General features: G+C 37.1%; 14 protein-coding genes. 9 read left to right on the top strand and 5 right to left on the bottom strand.

Features of this window, described 5'->3' with window-relative positions; genetic code table 11:
• The first annotated feature begins 17 nt into the window (after positions 1-17).
• The 9 genes from IR022_RS13410 to IR022_RS13370 all read left to right on the top strand — a co-directional run bounded on the left by IR022_RS13410 (position 18) and on the right by IR022_RS13370 (position 18,744).
• The gene (locus IR022_RS13410) at positions 18-2,156 is read left to right on the top strand and encodes a TIM-barrel domain-containing protein (RefSeq protein ID WP_194204096.1); all 2,139 of its coding nucleotides are present in this window, start codon (positions 18-20) and stop codon (positions 2,154-2,156) included.
• A gap of 25 nt (positions 2,157-2,181) precedes the next feature.
• Entirely contained in the window at positions 2,182-5,142 is a 2,961-nt protein-coding gene (locus IR022_RS13405) for a glycoside hydrolase family 88 protein (RefSeq protein ID WP_194204095.1), read from the top strand.
• Positions 5,139-7,736 carry a glycosyl hydrolase family 95 catalytic domain-containing protein gene (locus tag IR022_RS13400; protein WP_242053256.1) on the top strand — a complete coding sequence of 866 codons (2,598 nt, stop codon included), beginning with the start codon at positions 5,139-5,141 and terminating at the stop codon, positions 7,734-7,736. Before IR022_RS13405 ends, IR022_RS13400 begins: the two co-directional genes overlap by 4 nt.
• Positions 7,733-9,175 carry a DUF362 domain-containing protein gene (locus IR022_RS13395; protein ID WP_194204094.1) on the top strand — a complete coding sequence of 481 codons (1,443 nt, stop codon included), beginning with the start codon at positions 7,733-7,735 and terminating at the stop codon, positions 9,173-9,175. The genes IR022_RS13400 and IR022_RS13395 overlap by 4 nt, the downstream gene beginning before the upstream one ends.
• A gap of 16 nt (positions 9,176-9,191) precedes the next feature.
• Positions 9,192-11,360, top strand: coding sequence for an alpha-galactosidase (locus IR022_RS13390; protein ID WP_194204093.1), 2,169 nt, complete (start codon positions 9,192-9,194; stop codon positions 11,358-11,360).
• Positions 11,361-11,411: 51 nt separating this feature from the next.
• The gene (locus tag IR022_RS13385) at positions 11,412-13,400 is read left to right on the top strand and encodes a hypothetical protein (protein ID WP_194204092.1); all 1,989 of its coding nucleotides are present in this window, start codon (positions 11,412-11,414) and stop codon (positions 13,398-13,400) included.
• Positions 13,401-13,517: 117 nt separating this feature from the next.
• Positions 13,518-14,762, top strand: coding sequence for a glycoside hydrolase family 88 protein (locus IR022_RS13380; protein WP_194204091.1), 1,245 nt, complete (start codon positions 13,518-13,520; stop codon positions 14,760-14,762).
• A gap of 235 nt (positions 14,763-14,997) precedes the next feature.
• A complete protein-coding gene (locus IR022_RS13375) occupies positions 14,998-17,442 on the top strand; it encodes a glycoside hydrolase family 2 protein (RefSeq protein ID WP_194204090.1) in 2,445 nt (814 codons plus the stop codon).
• 123 nt (positions 17,443-17,565) lie between these two features.
• Positions 17,566-18,744, top strand: a complete 1,179-nt coding sequence (locus IR022_RS13370) for an alginate lyase family protein (RefSeq protein ID WP_194204089.1) — start codon at positions 17,566-17,568, stop codon at positions 18,742-18,744.
• Between the two features lie 65 nt (positions 18,745-18,809).
• Here IR022_RS13370 and IR022_RS13365 read toward each other — a convergent pair whose 3' ends face one another.
• From IR022_RS13365 to ureG, 5 genes are all read right to left on the bottom strand, one after another.
• Positions 18,810-19,697, bottom strand: coding sequence for an urea transporter (locus tag IR022_RS13365; protein WP_194204088.1), 888 nt, complete (start codon positions 19,695-19,697; stop codon positions 18,810-18,812).
• Positions 19,698-19,738: 41 nt separating this feature from the next.
• Positions 19,739-20,914 carry a porin gene (locus IR022_RS13360; protein ID WP_194204087.1) on the bottom strand — a complete coding sequence of 392 codons (1,176 nt, stop codon included), beginning with the start codon at positions 20,912-20,914 and terminating at the stop codon, positions 19,739-19,741.
• 67 nt (positions 20,915-20,981) lie between these two features.
• On the bottom strand, positions 20,982-21,683 hold the full coding sequence (locus IR022_RS13355) for a hypothetical protein (RefSeq protein WP_194204086.1): 702 nt from the start codon (positions 21,681-21,683) through the stop codon (positions 20,982-20,984).
• A 6-nt stretch (positions 21,684-21,689) separates the two neighbouring features.
• Positions 21,690-22,538 (bottom strand): urease accessory protein UreD, encoded by an 849-nt coding sequence (locus IR022_RS13350; protein WP_050708295.1) that lies wholly within the window; start codon positions 22,536-22,538, stop codon positions 21,690-21,692.
• 93 nt (positions 22,539-22,631) lie between these two features.
• Complete coding sequence (ureG, locus tag IR022_RS13345; protein WP_050708296.1) at positions 22,632-23,273, bottom strand: urease accessory protein UreG; 642 nt, start codon at positions 23,271-23,273, stop codon at positions 22,632-22,634.
• Positions 23,274-23,323 lie beyond the last annotated feature (50 nt).

The following is a 23,323-nucleotide window of genomic DNA, read 5'->3' as shown; positions in this document are numbered from 1 at the left end:
TTTGAAAATAATAGTTTATGAAGAAAATCACGATTTCAACCATCTTGAGTCTGGTTGTATTTCTAGTACAAGCCCAGTCAATTCTGTGGGCTGAGGAGTTTCCCGGAGTATGGAAAGGTTCATTTGGTAGCCCCGATTCGTATACTTTGCTGAGTGCTGCCGGTAGTAAACCAAAAGCAAATGTATTGAATAAATTACAAGCAACATTATTTCCATTGAACAAAATGGATATTCATGCTGAAATAATAGATGGAAAAACATATTTGAGGTTTCCTCTTGTTAAGGACGAGCAGATTTATGGTTTAGGACTTAATTTCCAGACAGTACATCAAAGAGGTAAGATTCTCAATTTGCATGTAGACCATTATGGAGGAAAAGACAATGGAAGGACGCATGCTCCCGTACCATTCTATGTCTCTTCCGAAGGATATGGTATATTAATCAATTCGGCTCAATACCTCACCTTTTATGTGGGAACAGGAGTGAGAAAGGACTCAAAAAATCCTCCTGTGGCAAAAGATCGTAATACAGATAAAACATGGAATTCGCGCCCTTATTCCGATGCAGTAGAAGTTTATATTCCTGCTGAAGGAATCGAGTTTTATATATTTGCGGGAGAATCGTCTTTAGATGCCATCAAGAAATACAATCTGTATTGTGGCGGTGGTACGCTTCCTCCTCGTTGGGGTTTGGGATTTACTCAACGCGTACAAAAATTATATACTGCAGATGATGTGATGAAAGAGGCTGCCGAATTTGAAGAAAAAGGATATCCTCTCGATTTTATAGGCTTAGAGCCGGGTTGGCAAACCAAGGCTTACCCATGTTCTTTTGAATGGGATAAGACTCGTTTTCCTGATCCTGCCGAATTTACAAAGAAAATGCTAAATAAAGGTATTCGGCTCAATTTGTGGACTAATCCATATGTTTCACCCGAAGCTTCAATAAGTAAAGAGATAGAACCATATACTGGTTCTCATACTGTTTGGTGTGGTACTGTGCCTGATTTGAATCATCCCGAAGCAAAAAGAATATTTGCAAATCAGTTGGATAAAGATCAGGTGAAAATAGGAGTCAGTGGTTATAAGATTGATGAGGTAGATGGTTACGACTTCTACTTATGGCCCGATATGGCAACTTTTCCATCAGGAATTAGTGGTATACAAATGCGTCAAACTTATGGCGTATTAGCTCAGAAATTAACGGATGAGTTATATCGGAAAGAAAACGCCAGAACATTCGGCTTAGTAAGAGCATCTAATGCAGGAGCTAATAATTTACCTTATGTAATCTATAATGATTATTACAGTCATCAGGATTTTATAACAGCCCTAGTGAATAGTGGATTTTGCGGTGTATTGTGGACTCCTGAGGTGAGAGGTTCTAAAACAGGAGAAGAATGGTTACGCAGATTTCAGTCTGTTACTTTTTCACCCATGGCTATGATTAATGCATGGTCGAGTGGAACTAAGCCTTGGTCGTTTCCCGAAGTAGCTGATCAGGTAAAATTCTATGCAGAATTGCGTATGCAGTTGATGCCTTACTTCTATTCTGAATTTGCAAAGTATCATTTTGAAGGCACTCCTCCTTTTAGAGCAATGGCTTTGGAAGAAGGTTTCAGAAACGAATCGAAAACCATTGCAGGCAGTCAGAGCTTAGAAGATAATCCTTATTTAGAAGCCATTAATAAAGAAGTGAAAGATCAGTATATGTCGGGTGAATATCTATTGGTTGCACCTTTGTTTACAGGACAAAGTACACGTAAGGTTTTACTTCCACAGGGTAATTGGTATGACTTCTATACTGGAGAATTAGCGGGTAACGGGCAGGAAATAACAGTAACTCCCGGATTAGATCGTATTCCTGTATACGTAAAAGATGGTGGTATTATCCCTATGATGGAAACCCGTTTGCATGCTCCAGCTGCAGGTGAAAAAGTGAATATGGAAATTCGACATTATGGAACGAAAGAAAGTTCTTACAATCTGTATGATGATGATGGGGTGAGTTTCGATTATGAGAAAGGAGCGTACTCTTGGAGAAAGATCGAAATTAAAAAGGACAAGAAAGGACTGCTAGTGGGCACTGTGTCTAATGCCGTAAAAGGGAAACCTGATAATATAGCAAAAGTCAGTTTTCGCTTTATGAGTGAGTAATAAGTTATCCTTTAAAGTGAATCTTATGAATAACATTCAAAAAATATCGAGTCTGTTTTTATTACTAGTTATTTGTCTGCAAGTAAATGCTCAGGCTGGGAGAACGGCAAATGCCGATGGCAAAACAGATACATATAAATTGATAGAATCTTTTGGTTATGGGGTTGAGGTGCCCGATTGTAAACATCCTATCAAGCATATTATGCAACAATATGATGATGAACTTCAAAAACAAGTATTTGTTTTTACACTTCATGCTCAATTAGATGACGATCGTTGCGGAGCACAAGATAGGCAACGCACAGAAATAAAGACCTTCGGAACATCGCCCGAATCGATGAAAGGGCATAGAGGAAAAACCCAGAAATATAAATGGAAGTTTAAGCTGGACAAAGATTTTCAGCCATCGCCTAATTTTTGCCATATTCATCAGATAAAAGCTGATGCCGGTCCTAATGCAGGAGCACCGATTGTAACGCTTACGCCTCGTTTCAAAGGAGGTAAAGAGGTGTTGGAATTTAATGTTGTTTCTCCACAAAACTCTTCCACAATCTTGGCAGAAGAAGACTTGTCGTTATTTAAAGGAACTTGGGTAGAAGTAACAGAAACAATATTACATGATAACCCTGGTACAATAGAGTTGGAAATAAAAAGAGTTTCGGATGGTAAAAGGCTTCTCTATGGTAAAAGTAATAAGGTAGATATGTGGCGTGAAGGAGCACGATTCAACCGTCCAAAGTATGGGATTTATCGTAGCCTCAAAGAACCATCTTATTTAAGAGATGAATCTGTATTGTTTGCAGATATAGAATTTATAGAAATATCAGATAAGAACTATACTCAAAGAACAAATATAGGATGGGAGTTGGCCACTGACGTTGAAAGAGAGTTACTTGCTGTTTTACCACAACAAACATTTAATGTAATAGACTTTGGCGCATTAGGTAATAATACAAACGACTGCTCAGAAGCTTTTAAAAATGCCATAGAAAAATGCTATAAAATGGGAGGTGGTGTTGTTCTGGTTCCGAAAGGAATGTACAAATTGAATGCACCTCTCTATTTATTGTCAAACATTCATCTTTTGCTATCCGAAGGAGCTATATTGTCTTTTGATCCTCAAATGAAGTCTGTTTTTTTGATTAGTTCCGATAATCAAGAAAATATCAGATTAACGGGACCCGGAAAAATTAGAGGTAATGGAAAAGGAGCAATATGTTTATCCGATAGTCGAAATATACTTGTAAGTAATTGTGATTTTGAATCTTTGGGAGATAATATTACGATTCAGGCTAATATCAAAAGCGAGAATATTATTCTAAAGAACAATTATTTCAGAAAAAGTGGAAAAAATGCAATTACTCTTGGTGGCAGTACACCAGGAGTAATTCGCAATATATTTGCCGAGCAAAATACTTTTGGAGTCATTCCTAAATACATTGTACATATGTATGGCACAGATAGAGGAGGGCTTCTCGAAGATACTTGGATGAGAGACAATTACTCGGAAGGTTATCCTTGTGAAACAGCTTTTCAATTAGAGCAGTTAGTAAGTGATTCATCTAAAAGTACGAATATTCCTATATTATGGTACAGCTATTTTGAGAATTTCTCGAACTTGAATGTTACCGATAAAGGAATATCTTTTACCTCTTTATCAAAAACAACACAGCCTATCGAAAGTATGTGGTTTAAAAACATACAAATAATAGGTGCTAAAGAAATTATTAATAGACATACAACGAGAGATATTTATGTAGACAATGTGAGTACAAAACCAATTGATTTGTTTGATATTACAGAAACAGGTGTAATAAATGCCTATTTGCCTTATGCACCAGTACCCCAATTTTGGTCGGTGACTGCTGCAGAAAGTACTATGGCACGTTATCCTGATTTTACAAAAGCATATTGGAATGCATGGACATATGTTAATAGTTACATGGCTTGTGCTTTTGAGCATTTATATAAAGCTACGGGAGACGATACATATCTTAAGTATATAAAAAGTTATATAGATAATTTTATTGATAAAGACGGTAATTTTGTTGCTGTTTCCAACTATAAAGGCTTATCGAGAATCCCTAATGTTTGCGATAATCTGGATAATATGATGCCCGGAAATACACTAGTCATGTTATACGAATATTACAAAGAACCTCGTTATAAAAAAGCAGCCGATTATATATTTACATGTCTAAAAGATTATCCCCGAAATAATGATGGTGGATTTTGGCATGGTAAAGGTCTTCATGGACAAATGTGGATAGATGGTGTTTTTATGGGTCAGATGTTTTTGCTTCGATATGGTCGTTCCATTGGTGATGCGGAATATGCTTATGACGAAGCAGTCAAACAAATAAGGACTTATACTAAGAGGGGGGAGCAGGGTAATTCGGGACTTTATGTACACGCTATTTATGAGCTGGGGCATGACGATCGTCTTTGTAAATGGGCAGATACTTCTACGGGTAAATCGCCTGAAGTATGGAGTGAAGGCTTGGGCTGGTATACTTTGATATTAGTTGAAGCATTAGAAACTCTCCCTAAAAATCACAAAGGATATAATGATGTTAAAGATATATTCGTTCGTTTAGCAGCAGCCTTAAAACGTACCCAAGATGTAAGAACGGGAGGTTGGTTTCAGGTTGTAGATAAAGGGAACATGCACCATAACTGGATAGAGACTTCGGGAAGTGCTATGTTTACATATGCATTGCAGCAAGGCATCAATCTGGGAATTCTGAACAAAAAGGACTATGAGTTGGTTGTTAAAGATGGATACAATTCCATTGTTAACCATGCCAAAATAAACGAAAAAGGATTAGTTGATATCTATGAAGCATGCGACGGTGTGGGGGTGCAAGAAAACTATGAAAAATATATTAACCATAAAAAGTCTCTGAATGCTAAAGAAGCCTATGTTGGTTTTGTTTGGGCTACCGAAATAGTAGAAAGAGATGCAATAAAAAAGAATCTAAAATGACAAAAACACACCTCGTAAAATCGGGTTTGGTTGCACTTTCTGTCTTCTTTGCAATGGGGAGCTGCAAGACCGAAGAAACTAAAAGCAATGACCTTAAGCTTTGGTATGATCGTCCGGCACAAGTTTGGGAAGAAGCTTTGCCTTTGGGTAACGGACGGGTTGGCGCAATGGTATTTGGAGAGCCTCAGAAAGAGCTTTTCCAATTGAACGAAAATTCGCTGTGGTCAGGATATCCCAAAGATGCTGATAACCCTAAAGCGGTAGCTGCTTTGCCTGCCATAAGAGAAGCTATCAATAATGGAGATTATGTAAAAGCATCTTCTATCTGGAAGGATAATGCACAAGGACCTTATACTGCTCGTTATTTGCCAATGGCAGATCTACATCTAACGACATTGTTGGACAATGATATTGCAAATCTGTATCGTGATTTGAATATATCTGATGGAACATCTACGGTTAGTTTCGAATCAAACGGAGTCAAATACAAACGGACGGCTTTTATATCTTATCCCGATCAGGTGATGGTAATCCGTCTCGAAGCAGATAAGAAGGAATCTCTATCATTTGATGTTACTTTAGACAGTAAACTAAGATATACATCCAAAGCTAAAGAAGATACTTACTTAGTATTAAAAGGAAAAGCACCTAAACATGTAGCGCACAGATCGGATGAACCCGAACAAATAGTATATGATGAAGAAAAAGGTGAGGGTATGAATTTCGAAGTTCATGTAAAAGTATTAGCTGAGGGGGGAAAACCTACTGCTAAAGATAGTATTCTAAGTATTAATAATTCGGATGCTGTAACTCTGATTCTTTCAGCGGCTACTAGTTTTAACGGATTCGATAAATCTCCCGGTCTCGAAGGTAAAGATCCATCTTTACAGGCTAGGGCTAATCTGGAAGCGGCCTCAAAGAAATCTTATGCTGAATTATTAAACAATCATACAAGAGATTACAAATCGTTATTCGATAATGTCGTTTTAAATCTTGGAGAAGCAAAACCAGAGAAAGAAGCTTTACCTACTGATAAGAGATTGGAACAGTTTTCTACTGACGATAGTGACAACGGCATGGTTACCCTCTATTATCAATATGGTCGCTATCTGACTATTTCTTCTTCTCGTTCAGGTTCAATACCTTCTAATCTTCAAGGATTATGGAATCGCCATGTGCAACCACCTTGGGGTTCTAATTATACGACGAATATAAATACAGAGATGAATTACTGGCCTACAGAGTTAACAGGCTTGCAGGCTTGTCAGGAGCCGCTTCTTAATTTTATAAAGTCTCTATCTATCAATGGACAAAAAACAGCACAAGTAAATTATGGTATGGATACGGGTTGGTTGGCTCATCACAATACGGATGTGTGGGCACAGACTGCTCCAACTGGAAATTATAATATAGACCCGAGGGGATCGCCACGTTGGTCGTGTTGGCCAATGACGGGTGTTTGGTTTTCTCAGCATCTATGGGAGCATTATGCTTTTGGTGGCGATAAGCAATATTTAAAGGAGAATGCATATCCATTAATGAAAGGGGCTGCCGAGTTTGTTTTGCAATGGTTACAGAATGATGAATCGGGTTATCTGGTAACAAATCCGTCTTCTACTCCCGAAAACTTATTTAAGTATAAAGACAAAAGCGGTAAAGAGCAGACAGGGGAAATAAGCAAAGCCACCACTATGGATATGGCTATGATTTGGGATCTGTTGAATAATTGTATTGAGGCTTCAAGGGTATTGAATATAGATAGTGATTTCCGTAAGACTTTAGAAGAAACAAAGGAGAAACTATATCCTCCACATTTAGGTTCGAAAGGACAATTGCAAGAATGGTATAAAGATTTTGAGGAAGTAGACCCAGAACATCGTCATGTATCGCATTTATTCGGGTTACATCCGGGTAAAGAAATATTACCTCGCGTAACACCCGAAACGGCTGCGGCAGCCAAACAAACTTTATTGTTGAGGGGCGATGGTGGCACAGGTTGGGCTATGGCTTGGAAGATAAATTTTTGGGCACGTCTCGAAGATGGAAATCATGCCTACTTGATGTTGAAAAACGGTTTAAGACATGTAGATGCAACCGATGTGTCAACAAAAGGAGGAGGTACTTATTCTAATTTGTTTGATGCTCATCCACCTTTCCAAATTGATGGAAATTTTGGAGGAACGGCAGGTGTTACCGAAATGCTTTTGCAAAGCCATGCAGGAGAGATTTTCCTTTTACCGGCATTGCCCGATAATTGGAAAGAAGGTTCAGTAAAAGGACTTAGAGCGAGGGGTGGTTTTACGGTGGATATGGAATGGAAAAACGGTAAAATAACAAAGGCTGTTATTCATTCGTCTTTGGGAGGAAATTGTAGAGTTAGAACTTTGACTAAAGTATCTTCTAAAGGTTTCGATCTGAAATTGGCAGAAGGTAAGAATCCAAATGAATTTTATTTTAGTGGAAAAGCCCCAGAATTGGTCAAGGGTGACAATGCCTTATTATTACAAAAATTAGAGTTGAAAGAAACATCATTAGTAGATTTTTCAACAGAAAAAGGAAAGAATTACGAACTCCTAAATATATCAGACAAATGAAAGCTAAATTATTAGGAATCTTTCTTGTCACAGTTCTTCAAGCAGGAATGATGGCCGCTCAACACGTGGATCCGAATCAGTCGGCTACAAAAGCTGCCACTAAATATGATTGGAAGCCAGATGCTTCTAACAAACCGATAGGCAATGCAAAAGGAATATATAGAGGCAGAGTTTCGTGGGCTCATATGCCGGGTGTTGCACATTGGGCTGGTGATTGGAAGTCGATGGAAAACTCATGGTGGTCTGATCAAAGTACCGATCAAGATGGAGTTAATGCAATGTTAGGTGCTATTATTCGCTCGCTCTCGGGGCAGAATAAATATGAAGACGCATGGCAGGCAATTTTTAAGTATCACAACAAAACTTTAAGCCGAAATAATGCAGGCTATAAAAAAGGAGAAATAATTGCTATCAAGCTAAATATGAATGGTACATTCCGTATAACCCGACACACCAATGCTACGGATACCTCTCCACAAATGGTGTATGCTATGATAGAGCAGTTGGTTAAATATGGAGGTGTGGATGCTAAAGATATTGTAGTTTATGATGCCAAAAGAGACATATATCCTGAAATATTAATGAAAGTATGGTCTGATTATAAAGATGTACGCTTTCTACAATCTAAAGAACCGGGCGAAGAGCAAAAGCATCCCTATTACGGAGAGTTTCGCAATATTGAAACTCCCCAATGGGTACAGGCGATAGAGTATTCTAATGGAAAATACGATAGAGCACGTAATATTCCCAAGCAGATAAAAGATGCGACTTATTTAATCAATCTGGCTTTATTGAAGGCACACTCTTATCCGTATTCTAATCAGGAAAAAGGAGATGAAGGGCAAACAGCGGTCACCATGATTGGTAAAAGCCATTATGGAACTATACAACAACCCGATGAACTACATGCAATTATTAATACCAACAAAGAAGGTGTAGCGAATGCCTTTTCTCCGATGATAGATATGGCTGCTTCACCCGAATTAGGAGCAAAGTCGATATTATACATTCTCGAAGGTTTGTATTGTGCCCGTAAGCATAATTCGAATCCTGTACACTTTCCCAATGCTCCATTTAATAATCAGGTTTATCCGTATGCTAACCCAGAGTGGCCTTCTTCAATATTGGGTTCTTTGGATATGGTAGCATTAGATTCTGTGGGCTTAGATATTTTATATTCTCAAAGTCAGAACAATAAAGACCCTGAGAATGATAACAGACCATCTATTATGATTCGTGAAAATGCAGATGATTATCTGCATGAAATGGCTTTGGCTGGCGATAATCCTCCATCGGGAACAGTCTATATGCAAGGTGGTAAGAAGGTCGAAAGTCTGGGAGTTCACGAACATTGGAATAATGATCACGATCGTCAGTATTCGCGCAATCTCGATCCTAAGAATGGACGGGGAATTGAGTTAGTCTATATAAAATTATGAAAAAGAAACACACATAATGAAAAAAATATCCTTATTTCTATTTGCTGTTGTTGGGTGTCTAAGTCTATGGGGGCAAGGTGCTACGGACGGTAAAATATTAAAAATTAATACCAATAATTCGAGTTTGACTTTGTTTGCAGGTAACGATAGCTTACTCTATCAGTTAGGGTATGGCAGTTTGCAAGCACCCGAATCTTCTATTCCGCCTAAAGGAATAGCTAGAGAGAAAGAGTTTTATCCGCCATCTGGCAATGGGTTTATTGCTGAGCCAGCGATTGTGGTAAATCATGCTGACGGAAATACATCTACCGATTTGTATTATCAAAATCATGAAGTAAAACAAATTGATTCTAATATTGATTTGACAGTTATTCATTTAAAAGATCCTCAATATCCGTTTTTTGTAGATATATACATCAAGTCTTACAAAAAAGAAGATATTCTTGAAATGTGGACAGAAATATATCACGAAGAAAACGGTGTTATCACTTTGTATAAATACGCGTCGGCATCTCCTATATTTTCAGCAAAAAATTATTGGCTGACCCAATTTTGTGGGAATTATAAAAGAGAAGCTACCTTAGTAGAAGAAAAATTGTCATCAGGAATCAAAATCCTTGATTCTAAGATTGGAGTAAGAGCACATCAAATGAGGATACCTTCATTCATGCTTTCACTGAATCAACCTGCAAACGAGGATAGTGGCGAAGTATATGCCAGTTCTTTGTCATGGCCGGGAAGTTTTCAACTGGCCTTTGATCTTGATTGGAATAATAATCTTCGTGTCCTGTCTGGTATTAATCCTTATACATCAAAATATATTTTGGAGAAAGGAACAAAGTTTAAAACACCCGTTTCAATCTGGACATATAGCGATTCAGGAAAAGGGCAAGCTAGTCGTAATCTGCACACATGGGCAATCAATTATACTGTTCGTGATGGAAAGAAATACCGACCTGTACTCTTGAACAACTGGGAAGCGACACATTGTGACTTTGACGAAAAGAAGATAGTTTCTCTTTTTGATGGAGCAAAAGAAGTGGGTATCGAATTATTCCTACTCGATGATGGTTGGTTCGGTAATGGTAAATATGCTCGTGATGATGATAAGCATGGTTTAGGAGATTGGGATATAGACATGAAAAAATTACCTAGCGGATTGTCTTATTTATGTGATGAAGCTGCAAAATGCAAAATTGGTTTTGGCATTTGGTTAGAACCTGAAATGGTTAATCCTAAGAGTTTATTGAATGAAAAGCATCCTGATTGGGTAATTACTCAAGTAAAACGCGCTCCATTGTATGGTCGTAACCAAATGATTTTGGATTTAACACGTCCCGAAGTTCAGAAATTTGAATGGGATGAGGTTATAGACAAGACTTTGAAACCAAATCCCGGAATATCTTATGTAAAATGGGATGCCAACCGTTATGTGACTCAGCCCGGCTCATCTTATTTGCCAGCCAATAAGCAATCTCATTTATTGATCGATTATAATAATGCTTTGCTCGCTTTGATGAAAAAGACTAAAGACAATTACCCTAATGTGATGATGATGCTTTGTGCAGGTGGCAGTGGACGCACCGATTATGGAAGTATGCAATATTTCCACTCATTCTGGCCTAGTGACAATACCGATCCATTAAAAAGAGTATTTATTCAGTGGGGATTTTCGCATATATTTCCTGCTAATACTATCTCGGCACACGTTACACGAATGGGTGGTCGTCCGATGAAATTTGCAATAGATGTTGCACTAAGTGGTGCGTATGGCATCGATTTAGATTTAGGGAAGTTGACTCCGGAAGAGAAAAAACAAATACAAAGCAGTGTGGAACTGTATAAAAAAAGTCTTCGTCCCATAGTGCAGCAAGGAAGTTTATACCGCTTAAGTTCACCTTATGAGAATGCTAATGCTTCTTTAAGCTATATCTCTCAGGACAAGGATAAGGCGGTTATTTTTGTTTATCAGGTTGAAGATGGTCAGAATAATAAAATAAAATTGAAAGGTCTCGATCCTGCTAAAAACTATACGCTGAAAGAGCTTAATCTTGAAGCGGGTAAAATATCATCTTTTGAATTGGATGGTAAAACATTTTCAGGAGCAGAACTTATGAGTAATGGGTTCACTCCAGTTTGCGTGAAACAGTTGGAGAGTATGGTTATAGGATTAAATGTTGAATAAATTCTCGGATCTTTAAATTAATTTATAGGAGAAGGAGTAAAAACACATAATATGAAAAAATACATCTTATTAGCTTCTATATTGATATTCTGTACTTGGAATGCAGAAGGACAGAATAACCGTTGGCAGTTAGCGGAGAAGGGAGGCATAGAATGGAATATTAAAGGTAATGTGCCACACGATGACCATATAGAAATGAGTGGCAAAAAACTGTCGGTAGTACTCCGTTATGAGGTGGACGCCCATAAGAATTTTTCGGTGAATAGGAGTATTGTATGGCCAATGCTTCGTTTTCAACCCAATAAAACCCGTTCGCATCTCAATAAGCAGTTTGCTTTAGATGTACGCGATTTATTATTGGTTAATAGCCAATCATTGGGACAGGAAACTGTCGATCAAATATTGTTGGAGGGTCTTATGGTGGTTGAAAGCCATTTCGAAAAGAATAACCTTCGAATGACTCGTACTTTATATCCATCAACAACAGAAGCCGCCTATTTCGAAAAATATACGATTCAAAATATCGGAGAGAAGGCAATTTCAGTTGACTTACCAGATTTAGATATGTCCTATATTTCTGACCCCACTGTGGGGATTTATGGAGGATATACCTACGGGGTAAAATCGAGTGAAAAAGGATATTATACTATTGAATCGGGTAAAGATCTGACTTTTTACATTACTTTTTCAGCACGGAAAATAAACGAGTCGGAACTTACTTTCAATCCAGAGAAAGAGCTTATAGCGCGAAAAGAGTTTGTGAATAATATTTGGTCTAATTTGGTTTTAGAAACACCCGATAACGTTCTGAACAGAATGTTTGCCTTTGCTAAAATCAGAGGTTCAGAAAGTATTTATGAAACTAAAGGAGGCTTGATGCATGGTCCGGGTGGTGAAGCATATTATGCAGCTATTTGGGCAAACGATCAGGCAGAATATATCAATCCATTTTTTCCTTACTTAGGTTATGAAACAGGTAATAAATCAGCCTTGAATTCGTTTCGTCATTTTGCACGCTTTATGAACGATGAATATAAACCTATTCCAAGTTCTATTATTGCCGAGGGTGATGGCATATGGCATGGAGCTAAAGATCGGGGTGATGGTGCTATGATTGCTTATGGTGCTGCTCGTTATGCTTTGGCTAAAGGTAGTAAAGCTGAGGCGGAAGAATTATGGGCGTTAATTGAATGGACATTAGAATATTGCAAACGAAAAATAAATGAGAATGGTGTCGTCGCTTCTGATTCGGACGAATTAGAAAATCGCTTTCCTGCAGGAAAGGCTAATCTATGTACTTCGGGTTTGTATTATGATGCTCTTATATCGGCAGTTTATCTGGGTAAGGACTTAGGTAAGCCAAATAATCAACTAAACGAATATAAGAAAGAAGCAGAAGCTTTGAGAAAAAGCATAGAAAAGCACTTCGGCTATAAAGTAGAGGGTTTTGATACGTATCGCTATTATGAAGGAAATGACATTCTTCGTTCGTGGATATGTATTCCTTTAACTGTTGGAATTTTTGATAGATATCAGGGAACTATTGATGCTCTGTTTTCTCCTCGTTTATGGAGTGATGATGGGCTGTTGACTCAAGCAGGTACAGAAACTTTTTGGGATCGTTCAACTCTTTATGCTTTAAGAGGTGTATTTGCAGCTGGAGCTACTGAAAAAGGGTTGGAATACTTAGAAAAATATTCGCAAAGACGATTATTGGGTGAGCATGTACCCTATGCAATTGAAGCATGGCCAGAGGGTTCTCAACGCTATTTATCTGCAGAAAGCGGATTGTATTGCAGAATATTTACCGAAGGGATTTTTGGTATTCGACCCACAGGATTGAAATCGTTTGAGATAACGCCTCATATGCCTTTGATGTGGAATTATATGAATCTAAAATCAGTCAAAGCTTTTGATGAGACCTTTGATATTAATATCACCCGAAAAGAAGATGAATTAGAGGTAATCATTAAAAGTAAATCGGGTAAAGCTCTTAGCAAAAGGATTAAACAAGGAGAAACTATTCAGGTGAAATTCTAATAAAGATACTCGAGAATAGAGAAATAGAGCTGAAAGTATAAATAATTGAACCAAAATTACAAACCAAATTAACCTTTATAGTTGACTTTTGTATCTGAATTGGAAAATTTATATACTATGAGAAAAATACTATTTTGTGTTACGGTTTTACTTATCGCATTAGCTTCTTGTAAGACGGAAAAGAAGGATATTGTGAAAAATGATTTTGATTTTGCTTCGAAGCAATTGACCTTTGCAATGACAGAGGTAAGTAAAGCTATTGAGGAAGAATCAGCGGAAAGCAGGGAAAAAAGAGAGAAAAAGAATTCGGGTCCTTTAGTAAATCCTCGTACAATAAATCCTGATGGAAAACTTTCATTAGTAGCATCTCGTGATTGGACAAGTGGTTTCTTCTCCGGTGAACTTTGGTATATGTATGAATATACTAAGGATAAGAAATGGGAGACAGCAGCCCGTAAATATACAGATCCTCTGGAACGCGAAAAAACAAATGGAGGAACTCACGATATGGGATTCAAAGTTTATTGTAGTTTTGGAAACGGTTATCGTTTAACTAAAGACGAAAACTACAAGAATATTTTACTCAAATCGGTATATACTCTTACAACTCGTTATCAACCCAATGCAAAGATTATCCGCTCGTGGGATCATAGTGGTGATAAATGGAAATGTCCTGTTATTATAGATAATATGATGAATCTGGAGTTGTTGTTCTGGGCATTCAGTGAAAGTAAAGACTCTTTGTTTTATGACATAGCAGTAAATCATGCTCGAACTACTATAAAGAATCATTTTCGAGAAGATTATAGCTCATATCATGTGATTGACTATGATACAATAAGCGGAGCAGTAATAAATAAGCATACTCATCAGGGATATTCTCATTCATCGGCATGGGCTCGAGGTCAGGCATGGGCGGTATATGGTTATACGATGTGTTACAGAGAAACAAAGCTACCTGAGTTTTTAGAGCAAGCAAAAAATATTGCAAATTATATTTTTACTCATCCTAATTTACCGGAGGATTTAATTCCTTATTGGGACTTCAATGCTCCCGAAATACCAAACGAACCAAGGGATGTATCGGCCGCCACTGTTACCGCTTCTGCTCTTTATGAGTTGAGTACTTATGATAAAGATAATAGCCAGAAGTATTTGAATTGGGCCAATACCATAATGGATAATTTATCTAAAAACTATCTGGCTAAAGTAGGAGAGGACAGAGGTTTCTTATTATTGCACAGTACGGGTTCTAAACCAAGTAATCTGGAAGTGGATGTGCCTTTGGTATATGCCGATTATTATTTTTTGGAAGCATTGCTAAGAAAGCAACAACTGGTACAAACTGGAAAATTGTTTTAATAATTTGAGTTGGAGAATCTTTTTCAAGTAATTCCAACGATTAAGTGCTATATTTAAAAGTTGTAACTAACTATATTTGTTTTACTTGTAAAACTATAAAAGAGTTGAGACCTTAAAAGTTATATTGTTAAGTTTTATTTTGGTCGGGATACAATTCATTGTGTTTCGACCAAAATACACTAGAGAATCAACTCGTTTAGAACCTTAAATAAAGAACAACAGAAGACGTATGAATATGTTTAAGAAAATCATCTTATTATGTTTATTTCTGGGGATTTCATTGTATTCTTCAGCACAAATTAATTATGAGCCTCGCACACGGTTAAACGATGGCTGGGAGTTTCTAAAACAAGACTTAGGTAGTATTTGGGAAGCTGTGAGACCTGTAAAAGCCGGAGATCCCGAAAGTGTTCCTTTGTGGACGAAAGTCACTTTACCACATTGTTTTAATGAAGAAGATGCGGTTGATCCTGATGTAAACTATTACGAAGGCTCAGGTTGGTATAAGAAAATGTTGGAGGTAAATAATCCTTACCCTGATGGACGTATTCTATTGCAATTTGAGGGAGCAGGGCAGAAAACAGAGGTGTATATTTTTACTGAAAAAGTAGGCTCTCATCTAGGAGGGTACGATGAATGGATTGTCGATATAACAGATGCCGTAAAGAGATTTCAGGATTCGGATGCAGCTAAACGTTTTGGGGGTAAGATTCCTTTAAGTATTCGATGCGATAATACAAGAGATACAGAGATGATACCCTCTGATTTGTCGGACTTTAATATCTATGGTGGAATATATAGATACTTGAATTTGGTATATGTTCCGGCTCTGTCTTTCAAAGGTATTTATACCAATGCTTCGGTTGATGAGAAAGGCAAAGAAGGTAAGCTTTTAGTGAATGTTGATTTCTCTAACTTTTCTAATATTGCAAATGCAAAACTGGATATAAAAATATATGACCCCAATGGTAAGATTATAAAACAAGAGAGTCAGACGTTAAATGACTTTCAAAGTAAAAATATTTTGTATCTAAATGTTCCTAAACCAATGCTTTGGTCTCCAAAGAATCCTAATCTTTATTCATGCGAATTGACTCTATCATCGTCTTCGGGAACTATAACAAACAAAAATAAATTTGGATTCAGACATTTTGAGTTTAAAGAGAAAGGTCCTTTCTTTTTGAATGGCGAGCGCCTTTTATTAAAAGGAACACATCGCCATGAAGATCATGCAGGATTAGCCGCTGCTATGCCCGAAGACTTGATTATAAAAGAAATGGAGATGATGAAAGAGATGGGTGTAAACTTTATTCGTCTGGGACATTATCAACAATCTCGTATTGTATTGGAGCAATGCGACCGTTTAGGCTTTTTGGTTTGGGAAGAAATACCTTGGTGTCGAGGCGGTTTGGGTGGTGATGTGTATAAAGAGCAGGCACGAAGAATGCTTACTAATATGATTACTCAGCACCGTAATCATCCATCTATTATTTTGTGGGGGATGGGTAACGAAAACGACTGGCCTAACGATTTTCCCGAATTTGATAAAGAAAAGATTCGAGCTTTTATGACAGAATTGCATAATCTGTCTCACAGTCTTGATGATAGCCGATTGACCTGTATTCGTCGTTGCGATTTCTGTAAAGATATTGTAGACGTATATTCACCTTCTATTTGGGCTGGTTGGTATAGAGGTATATATACAGAATATAAAAAGTTTTCGGAAGAAGCCAGAGATCAGGTTAACCATTTTCTACATGTAGAGTGGGGGGGAGATGGTCATGCCGGACGTTATGCTGAGATTGATTATAGTGATTTGAATAAAGTGAAAGCCGGAGATCCTTCAATATTTGAGTCTATTGCAAAAGCTTCAAAGGACAATACTTGGAACGAGACATACGTCTGTGATATTATTGATTGGCATCTGAAAGAGCAAGAAACAATGCCTTGGTTAACGGGGGCAGCTTATTGGCCTTTCAAAGACTTTTCTACACCTGTACGCCCCGATAATCCGGTTCCGTATGTAAATCAAAAAGGCGTTGTAGAACGTGATTTAACAAAAAAAGAAGCTTTCTATGTATTTCAATCCTATTGGACAGAGGAGCCTATGATTCGAATCTTTGGTCATGGTTGGGAAACACGTTGGGGTAAAGCAGATGAGAAGAAATTAATAAAAGTATATTCTAATTGTGAGCAGGTTGAGTTATTCTTAAATGGTAAAAGTTTAGGAACGAAGAAACGTAATTCTCAGGATTTCCCTGCTGCAGGTTTAAGATGGGAATCATTGTTTCAACCAGGTCAAAATACTTTGAAAGCAGTCGGAGTAAAAGGAAAAGTGAAGATTGAAGACGAAATAGGTTTCGACTATGAAACACGTCCTTTTGGAAAGGAAGCTGAGTTGAAAGTTTCAATAACAGAGGCCGATCAAGATCATGTTTGGGTAGAAGCCGAATTAAAAGATAGTAATGGGGTTGTATGTTTAGAGTCTCGTCAATTTATACGTTTTGAATCTGTAGGGGACGGACAATTAGTCAAGAATCAGGGAACATCTACGGGATCGAGTAAAGTACAAGCTTATAACGGACGTGCAAAAATAAAACTGGCTAAAAATAAGGGAGAGTCTGTAATTGCTGTTAAGTCAGAAGGACTAAAAACTGTTTTTGTAACAGTTAAGGAGTAAAATAAGATCTGTTTCTAGTTTATATTGTCGCAGAACTTGATAAGGCTCTGTTATGATTCTAGAATATATTCTTAGATGTTTTTATTCGCTTATGCATGTTTTACAAGACTTAATATTTAAATTATGAAAGAAAAAAAAACTGTAATATTATTATTCTCATGCTTTTTATTGTCTGTTTTTTTATCATGTTCCAATAACATTGATTGGGCAAATAAAACAGAGGTAACATTGCATAGCATAATCATGAAGAATGCTGAATGGGCAATGTCTGAAAAACCTCAGACGGTGACGGATTTTCGATGTGATAGGAGTGCAGGAGGTATTCACGATTTTTATTCAGAAGGAGACTATTGGTGGCCTAACCCGAAAGATTCGGATGGAGCTTATATACGGAAAGACGGGCAGACTAATCCTGATAATTTTGTAGCTCACCGATTGGCTATGATTCGCTTCAATAAAATAGTAGGAGCTTTAGCATCTGCATATTTAGTAACAGGAGATGAGAAATATGTAAAACATGCTTTTGTACATATAAATGCTTGGTTAACTGATTCCTCAACAATGATGAATCCCAACTTACTGTATGCTCAGGCTATTAAAGGTATCACGACGGGAAGAGGAATAGGTATTATAGATACTATTCATTTGATGGAAGTAGCACAAGGAGTAGCTTGTATGCAAGATGCAGCTTGTGTAGATAAGGAAAATTTGAAAGCTGTTAAAAATTGGTTTTCTGAATATATTGTTTGGATGACAACACATCAGAATGGTATCGACGAGATGAATGCACAAAACAATCATGGAGGCTGTTGGGTAATGCAATTGGCTGCTTTTGCTAAATTAACAGGTGATAAGGATAAACTAGATTTTTGTAAAACTCGCTATAAGAATGTATTATTACCTGAGCAAATGGCTGAGAACGGAAGTTTCCCTCGAGAAATTTCCCGAACAAAGCCTTATGGATATTCTTTATTTAATCTGGATGTGATGGCAACTATCTGTCAGATATTATCTACTCCTGATGATAATTTGTGGGAATATACTACGTCAAAAGGCTTAAATATGAGAAAAGGAATTGATTTTATGTATCCATATATCAAAGACAAATCAACATGGACTTATCCTCGGGATGTAATGTATTGGGATAATTGGCCTGTGGCTCAGCCTGCTTTATTATTCGCAGCAAAAGCATATTCTGATGAGAGGTACTTTGAGTTGTGGAAGTCTCTTGATCATGAGCCTACTATTGAAGAGGTGGAAAGAAATTTACCAGTGAGGAATCCCCTGATTTGGGTGAACTAACAAAACAAAAAAATAGACTGTCTCATAAAAAAGGCAGTCTATTTTTCCGAATAATGAAAAGGTATTTATTCTATATTGGAAGAAGGTATAAATCTTTTTACCAATACGTCTCTTATTATCAGAGTTAACCAAGTACCCATTACGAATGGGAAGGTAAGAACAGGCAGATCACATCTAATCATAATCTCTTCGGTTATGCCCGATAGCAAAACTGCAATGATTACATATAATCCATCAATTTTTCTTGTTCCTGCAAATGCAATAGCACATAATACAGGGTTGAAGCTGAACATCCCTAGCTTTACATCTTCGATACGATCTTTCAGTAAGATAGCAATCAGAACACCAAATAGTGCACCAAAAAGTCCGTATAAGGCAGATGTTGGAGAGCTAACATAAACAGCAATAAAGAAGATTATACCGGATATAAGGCTACCTTGAAAAATAACGTCACCAAATCCTAAACCATAGTCCATCAATGAAAATGGAGTATAATCAATTATATCAACCAAATAATCGGGTGATGCTGCCGGAACTGGTGTAAGACTATGAAAGACGTATAGAGAAATCCAAACCAGCACAATAAAAGGAAATGTAAATACTGGTACTTTTTTCTCTATACAGAAATTCATAATTAAGGTACTTATAGCCGACAATATTATAATAGCCGCCCAGATAACTATCGTAGGTTCGAAAAATACGATTAAGGCAACACCTACCAATGTAGCATTAAATCCATAAAGTCCCGAATTAATATTATCTTCATTAAATTTTAGAAGTTTAGCAGTCATCGTTCCTACAACAACAGCAACAACAGCAGCCAATGCCATCAATGGCGAATTTATGACAATACCTATGAGGAAAAGCAAGCCTGTGAGTGCATTGTTTTGCAACATAATTTGCCCCACACCTTTAAGGTAGGGATCCCAGAAATATACTTTATTAGTTTCCATTATTATATTTATTAAAAAGTTGGATTATAGTATATCATTTACTAAAATAAAACAAGAGGGCTTACAATTCCGATAAGGACTTGTGCTGTATTGTTATTTGACATATTCAGAGTGTTTTTAGCATAATCGGAGAAGTTGTTATAACGTCCTACATAAGCTGCGAAAAGTTTTACATTGTAAGGCTTGTATATATGATATTCAAGAGCTGCAGTAAAACCCCATTGAGTTCTGATGTGATCGTTTGCATCAGAATCAGGATTTCCGTCCCAATAATTAGAATTTGTCATACCCATAATTGTAGTACTCCATCTGGGTGCGAAAAAATATTCAGCTCTTACCCAATGCTCCATGTATTTTACATCTTGTGCTCTGTGGGCAGGATTATATCCAAGTAAATTACTAATAACACCAGTATTATCTAAATCTTCGGTGCTGTATTTGAAGTCATATTGTAGTGTAAGGTTAGGCATCTTGAATTGATTACCTAATGCCAATAAATTCCAATGTTGGTTTTTAGCTAAATTATATATACTATAACTCCACATGGTACTGAATTTTTCATCAGCAAAGTCACCTTTCCAATTTACTGTTCCACCTAGCGGAGCTCTAGCTGCTTCTACACCGGGAGTTTCGCCGTAACGCATGTCAAATGATCGGCTATTAGAATTTACTACTTGAACTGTGAAGTTTTGATGAGGTGCAGCAGTCCAGCTAGCTTTCACACCCGACAAGAAGAAATCACCATATTGTACCATATCATTATATGTATACATGTATACAGGATTTAGAAATAACTCGTAACTACCCCATTCTGAAAGCATTTTACCAGCAGTAAGAGAAAAATTAGGAGCTATATCATAAGTAACATTGGCCAAATCGATAGAATGCTTCAGTCTATCAGTTGTGTTTGGATCCGAAGAGTTATTAGCATATCTGTCTCGGAATACAAAACTGATTTTATCGGTAACTTGTCCTGAAATTTCCAATCGAAACTCATTCATCTGAAATTTAGAATTGTCAAAATGACTATCCGTAAAATTACTATTTGATGCAAATCGCATATTTGCAATCATATTTACATCTTTAAAATATTTTCCTTTGTTCAGTGAAATAAGTGGCTGAGGCGAATCTTTAGACTCAGTCTCCAAGCCTGTATCTTGTGCAAATGTATAGCTGCACAAAAGTACACTGATAAGTATTAAAATAACCTTTTTCATAAAATCATGTATTAATGTTTGTAATTAATCCGTAAAATATATTGTGTAAAAACCTTAAGTGTATTGGTTACCAGTTCCAAAAGAGCATTCCTGCTCCGCAAATTGTAACAACTCCTCCTCCTATTGCATAGGAATAGCGTTCGAGAACATTTGTTTTTATAAGAGAGAACCCGTAATAGCCAAGCAGGACGATGCTAAGCATAGTGAGTACTGTAGTTAACGTAAAGGTTCCTATTATTAAAGATATTTCGGTTACAGAACGTGTAACACCTGAATAAAAAAGAAGTGGTATAATTGGCTCACTGGGCCCCATTACAAATATTGCAAGTAATATCCATGGAGTTACTTTTACTCTGTCTTGAGGATATACAGTTTCGCCATGTTTATGTGTGTATACGTAAATATCGTCACCATTATATACATCAAAATGTTTGTGAGGCTTATTGGTATATGCTTTGTATAATCCCCATATAAGGTATATGCCTCCTAGTATGAAAAATCCCCAGGCTGCTATATTTCCTCTGATACCCTGAAACCAGTCGAGTTTTGATAATTGCCAACCAAGAACTAAGCCTATTAGCCCGATCAGAACCGAACTCAATACATGTCCTATGCCGCACGCAACAGTCCACATTGCTGTTGTAAATAATGACCATTTTTTAGCCCGTGAAAATACAATGAAAGGCAGATAATGATCGGGACCGGATGCTGTATGAATAAAGCTAATGGCTACCGTTGTTAAGAGGAGAGTCAGTAATTCCGGATTCATGGTGTTTTAATTTAAAGACGTAATTTTCTTTTTGGCTGATATCAGGTCTTTTTCCAGAGTTTGTGAACTAGGTGTATTTAATTCCCATAAATACTTCTCTATTTCTTTGAATGAGTCTAATAATTGCTCTCCACCATTTCCTAAAATTCTTACTATTATAGAATTTGGTAGGGGTTGAGATACACCATAAATAATGTCTTCTTCTAGTGATAATAAGTCGTGAATATACTCAGCTTGGCTATTAATATCTTCATTTCGTGTATTGACATGCAAGAGTGTAGCTTGGTGTGTATATCCTTCGAGTTGTCCTATTGAGTTGAGATTCATTAATGCGGGCTCAATTAGTATATTGTCTTTTATTATCAGTTTATTATTGTGATATATTTCGGTGAGATTCTGAAATTCCTTAAAAAGGAATATTTCTCCGGAATGCTTTCTGCCGCAAGTGATTATTTCTCCGTATGTAAATATAGATTCACTATCCATATACACACTGTTATGTGCTTTGAATATTGAGTGTTCGTGAGGAACTATGGGGTGTTGTATATAGCTGATTTCGCTATTTTCTTCCAGTGTTATAATCATCTTCTGGCTGGCACCATCTTCCATCTTGAAAAGCCTCTGATAAGATTGCGTCTGTAGTTGAAGCCTTGCATTTTTTTCTGCTGTTATATCAATATCATAGCAGTCGTTATCAAGAATACCCGGCGATGAACTCATTATCATGAGATAGAGAGCTGGATCGGGACGGTTTTCACCAACGTTTGCCAATCTGAAAGGACGGGTGAAATATGTATCTTTAAGATACGTTTGTCCGTCTTTGTGTCCTATTTTTAAGTCAAGCTTATTAATCATGGTATAAACGTTGTAAGAGAGTTCGTTTTATTTATTTCAGTAAGAAAATCGGGCAAGTGTCAATTTTTGATAATTGCCCGATTATTTTTTTGCTTATCTAATTAAGCCTTCGGGTTCTGGAGTATTTTCAAGCAATGCATATTTTTTGATCCATGCAATCACTGTATCCAGACCTTGTAGTGTCATTAGATTGGTGAAAACAAAGGGTGCTCCTTTTCTCATTTTCTTTGAGTCGCGTTCCATTACTCCAAGATCAGCAAGCACATAAGGCGCTAAGTCGATTTTGTTGATAACAAGAAGATCTGATCGGGTAATACCCGGACCACCTTTTCTAGGAATTTTGTCGCCTTCGGCTACGTCGATAACAAAAATGGTTACGTCAGCTAAATCGGGACTGAAAGTTGCCGAAAGGTTATCGCCACCACTTTCAATAAAGATGATTTCGATATCATCAAAACGGTTTGCCAATTCGTCAACCGCTTCAAGATTCATACTTGCATCCTCACGTATAGCTGTGTGAGGACATCCTCCTGTTTCTACACCTATAATTCGGTCTTGTGGTAGTTGACTGTTTCTTGTTAAGAATTCAGCATCTTCTTTTGTGTATATGTCGTTTGTAATTACGCCTATACTGTATTCATTCATCAATCTGCGTGAAAGGCGTTCTAATAGAGCTGTTTTACCTGATCCTACTGGACCTGCTACTCCTACTTTTACATATTTTCTCTTGTTCATTTCTTTTGTCTTTTATAAAGTGTCACTAAATCTTAATATCTCAATCTTTT

It is taken from the genome of Dysgonomonas sp. GY617, assembly GCF_015233815.1.
In the GTDB taxonomy this organism is placed as follows: Bacteria; Bacteroidota; Bacteroidia; order Bacteroidales; family Dysgonomonadaceae; genus Dysgonomonas_A.
The sequence above is the reverse complement of the archived record's forward strand: the minus strand, read 5'-3'. Positions and strand labels throughout refer to the sequence as shown.